We start from the raw sequence: 3,501 nt of genomic DNA, 5'->3' as shown, positions 1-3,501 counted from the left end.
GGCCGCGCGCCGCGCGGGTCGCGGCACAGATGGCCGCGGCCGAGATCGCCGCGGCGGGGGCCGCGGCCCCTGCGGCGCGGAACGCCGCGACCGCCGGATCCGCGGGGCGCACCCCAGGCGTTAGCGGGCTTTGCGGGCCTTCGTCCGGGCCTTGCCGGCTGTCCGCGCGGCCGCGGCAGTTGCCTGGGCCTTCCGCTTTGGCGCCGTGCTGCGGCGTGCAACGGTTGACCGAAGCTGGGCAACGGGCGGTGCAACCAGCTTCGGCGGCGTCGGCGCAGGCGCCGCGACCGGTGCAGAAGCTTCGGGGCGCGGTGCTGGGCCCGGCGCCGGCACAGCACGAAGGTGTTCAACGCCTTGCTCCACCGCATCGATGGCGGCCGGTGCTGCATGGGAGGCCATCTGAGCCATCCAGGCGCCGGACCAGAAGCGCATGGCCTGCTTGCCCATCGCCGCGGCCACCGCGGTCTGCTGGCGCTGCATCTCGCCCATCCAGTAGCCGCGCATCGCGCCTGCCGTCGCATTCGCCGCGCTGAGCCAATGGCTCATGAGCGGGTTGGTCAGGAACATCGGGTTCCTTGTCATCGTTTTTCTCGTTCGATTGGTGAATACCCTAGATGGTGCGCCGCAGCATGAATTGCGACTCTCCGCCGCCGACGGAGATTTCGGATTGCCACTGCAGCGTCCAGGCGCCGGTCGGCTGCGCCACGACCTCGACGTCTTCACGGCAAGGCTGGCGCATGGCGCGCTTCGCCTGCCGCACGGCCTTCGACGCGACGGGGACAGGCATGATGACGGGGGTGCCGAGGAACCAGCGGGCCGGAACGGAGTGTGCGTGATCAGTGCCACGGCACGGCAGGAGACCGCCGGGGCCGGGAAGCGGCTGAGCCGCCTGGCGCCCAGCGCGCAGCCAGGTCCAAGCGGGTCGCGTCCAGAGTTCAGGAGTCCGGGTCTCGCAGGTCTCTCTTCGTCGACCGATACGCTCGTTGCAGCCCGGCCTGGCGACGGCGTTCGACCACTTGCGCTGCCCGATCCTTCGCCAGATCCAACGCCGCAAGTTCCCGGCTCAGCTTCTGGAAATGCGCCCAGCGATCGGCCTCGAGCAGGCCTGCGTTCAGCGCGTCGCGGACCGCGCAGCCGGGTTCGGTCGTGTGTCCGCAGTCGCGAAACCGGCAATTCCGGGCGAGTTGCTCGATATCGTCGAAAACCGTGCCGAGACCCTCATCCGCGTCGATCAGGCCGACTTCGCGGATGCCGGGCGTGTCGAGGAGAAGCCCCCCGCCAGGGAGCAGGATGAGCTGGCGATGACTGGTGGTGTGACGCCCCCGGGCATCCGCCGCACGGATGTCCTGGGTTGCCATCCGCTCCTCACCGACAAGGGCATTCACCAGCGTGGATTTCCCGACGCCCGATGAACCGATCAGCACACAGGTCTCGCCCGGCCTGATGTGATCCATCAGGCCGCGAAGCCCCTGGCCCTGGCGTGCCGAGACGACAACCACCGGGCAGCCCACGGCCAGGGTGGCGATCTCGGCGGCCTGGCGCTCGGGTTCCTCGCACAGATCGGCCTTGGTCAGGACCACCACGGGCCGCGCACCGCTCTGCCAGGCGGCCGCCAGGAAGCGCTCGAGCCGTCGTGGATTGAGATCGGCGTTCATCGAGGTCACGACGAAGACGACGTCGATGTTGGCGGCGATGACCTGCAACGTCTGAACGCTGTCCGCCGCCCGACGCACGAAGGCCGTCCGGCGAGGCAGGACGGCATGGATCGTGGCCGTGCCTTCGCCGGCCTTGGCGGACACAGCCACCCAGTCGCCGGCGGCCGGATGGCCTGCCTCGCGCGCCTCGTGACGCAGGCGTCCGGAGAGCCTGGCGCTCAGGGTGCCGACATCCGTGACAACGAGGTCAGCTTCGCGCTGCTGGACGATGACGCGCGCGGGGACGTAGCCGGCCCGGGCATGCGGCTCGAACGCCAGCTGCAGCGCATCGGACCAGCCATAGAGTTCGATCAAAAGCGGTACTCTCACATGGAGCGGGCACTGTAGCACCGACCGGGCGACAAGGCCCGGCGATCAGGGCCGGCGGGGCAGACATCGCGCCACGCGATGCGACCCTCGCCCCATGCCTCGAACGCTCGCTCCACGGTTCGGCTCACGCAGAGCCGCGGGGGAGGTTCCCCTCCCCCGGACACGTCACCGCCCTTCGAAGGACGGCGCCCGCTTCTCCAGCATCGCATCCACCGCCTCGCGGTGGTCCCGCGTGCCATGCGCCAGCGCCTGGTACGCCGCCGACATCTCCAGCAGCGTGGACAGGCGCATGTGCTGGCTTTCGCGCAGCAGCCGCTTGGTCAGCCGCACGGCCTGGGGCGGGTTGACCGCGATGCGCGCCGCCATCTCGCGCGCCGCCGGCAGCAGTTGGTCCGGCGCCACGACCTTGGAGACGAGCCCGCAGGCGAGCGCTTCCGCCGTGCCGATGGCATCGCCGGTCAGCGACATCTCCAGCGCCTTCGACATCCCCACCACCTTGGGCAGCAGGTAGGCCCCGCCATCGCCCGGCACGATGCCGACCTTGACGAAGGATTCCGCGAAGCGCGCGCCTTCGGCCGCGATGCGGATGTCGCACATGCAGGCCAGGTCGAGCCCCGCGCCAATCGCCGGCCCGTTCACCGCGGCGATGGTCGGCACGTCCATCTCGTACAGCGCCAGCGGGATCATCTGGATGCCGCGCCGGTAGGAGTCGCGGATCTGCGCGCCCGTGTCGCCGCCGGTGATGCCGGTCTTGTCGCGCATGCCCTTCAGGTCGCCGCCGGCGCAGAAGGCGGAACCGGCGCCGGTGACGATGACGACGCGCACCTGGTCGTCGCGGTTCAGCGCGCGGCAGGCCTCGGCCACCTCGGCGCATTCCTCGGCGGTGGAGATGGCGTTGCGCTTCTCCGGCCGGTTCAGGGTGAGCGTGACGACATGGCCGTCGCGCTCGATCTTCAGGAAGCCGGTCATGCGGCGCTCTCCTCGTCGCGGGCGGTGATGAAGGTCCAGAGCGGCGCGTTCGCCTGGCTGAGCAGCGCGCCGATGCGCGCCGACCAGAAGCGCTCGGTGCCGCCTTCCTCGCGCCAGGACCAGAGCCGGCGCGTGAGGTGATGGAGCGCGTGCTCCTCGGTGATGCCCATGGCGGCGAGCACCTGGTGGGCGATGGCCGCCCCCTGCGCGGCGGCTTCGCCTGCCGTGACCTTCGCACAGCCGATCTCGAAGGCGGCGTCCGACAGGCCCCGCGCATCGGCGGCGCGCGCGGCCGCGGCGGCACCGACGGACGCCGCGGCGCTTTCCGCGGCGAAGAGTGCCAATTGCTGCTGCACAGCCTGGAAGCGTCCGATCGGCCGGCCGAACTGCTTGCGCGTGTTGGCGTGGTCCACCGCCAGCGCGAGCGCTGCGGCGAGCGCGCCCGCCATCTGCCCGGCGCGCAGCAGCGCCGCCAGCGCGCGCGCGGCGTCCTCGCCCCAGGCGGGGG

5 protein-coding genes are annotated in these 3,501 nt (G+C 71.2%); all 5 read right to left on the bottom strand.

Annotated features, from left to right (window positions below):
* Positions 1–120: 120 nt before the first annotated feature.
* Positions 121–567, bottom strand: coding sequence for a hypothetical protein (locus HW577_RS22740; RefSeq protein WP_198378394.1), 447 nt, complete (start codon positions 565–567; stop codon positions 121–123).
* Positions 568–610: 43 nt separating this feature from the next.
* Positions 611–787 carry a hypothetical protein gene (locus HW577_RS22735; protein WP_198378393.1) on the bottom strand — a complete coding sequence of 59 codons (177 nt, stop codon included), beginning with the start codon at positions 785–787 and terminating at the stop codon, positions 611–613.
* A gap of 148 nt (positions 788–935) precedes the next feature.
* Positions 936–2,009 carry a ribosome small subunit-dependent GTPase A gene (gene rsgA / locus HW577_RS22730; protein ID WP_198378392.1) on the bottom strand — a complete coding sequence of 358 codons (1,074 nt, stop codon included), beginning with the start codon at positions 2,007–2,009 and terminating at the stop codon, positions 936–938.
* Between the two features lie 180 nt (positions 2,010–2,189).
* The gene (locus tag HW577_RS22725) at positions 2,190–2,993 is read right to left on the bottom strand and encodes a crotonase/enoyl-CoA hydratase family protein (RefSeq protein ID WP_198378391.1); all 804 of its coding nucleotides are present in this window, start codon (positions 2,991–2,993) and stop codon (positions 2,190–2,192) included.
* Positions 2,990–3,501: acyl-CoA dehydrogenase family protein (locus tag HW577_RS22720; protein WP_269769590.1), on the bottom strand; the 512-nt coding region annotated here is incomplete at its 5' end. The genes HW577_RS22720 and HW577_RS22725, both read right to left, overlap by 4 nt.

Source organism: Neoroseomonas rubea (assembly GCF_016106015.1).
GTDB lineage: Bacteria > Pseudomonadota > Alphaproteobacteria > Acetobacterales > Acetobacteraceae > Neoroseomonas > Neoroseomonas rubea.
The sequence above is the reverse complement of the archived record's forward strand: the minus strand, read 5'-3'. Positions and strand labels throughout refer to the sequence as shown.

Coding starts and splice junctions, on each gene's coding strand:
- HW577_RS22740 (WP_198378394.1), bottom strand. CDS start 567: ATGTTCCTGACCAACCCGCTCATGAGCCATTGGCTCAGCGCGGCGAAT.
- HW577_RS22735 (WP_198378393.1), bottom strand. CDS start 787: ATGCCTGTCCCCGTCGCGTCGAAGGCCGTGCGGCAGGCGAAGCGCGCC.
- HW577_RS22725 (WP_198378391.1), bottom strand. CDS start 2,993: ATGACCGGCTTCCTGAAGATCGAGCGCGACGGCCATGTCGTCACGCTC.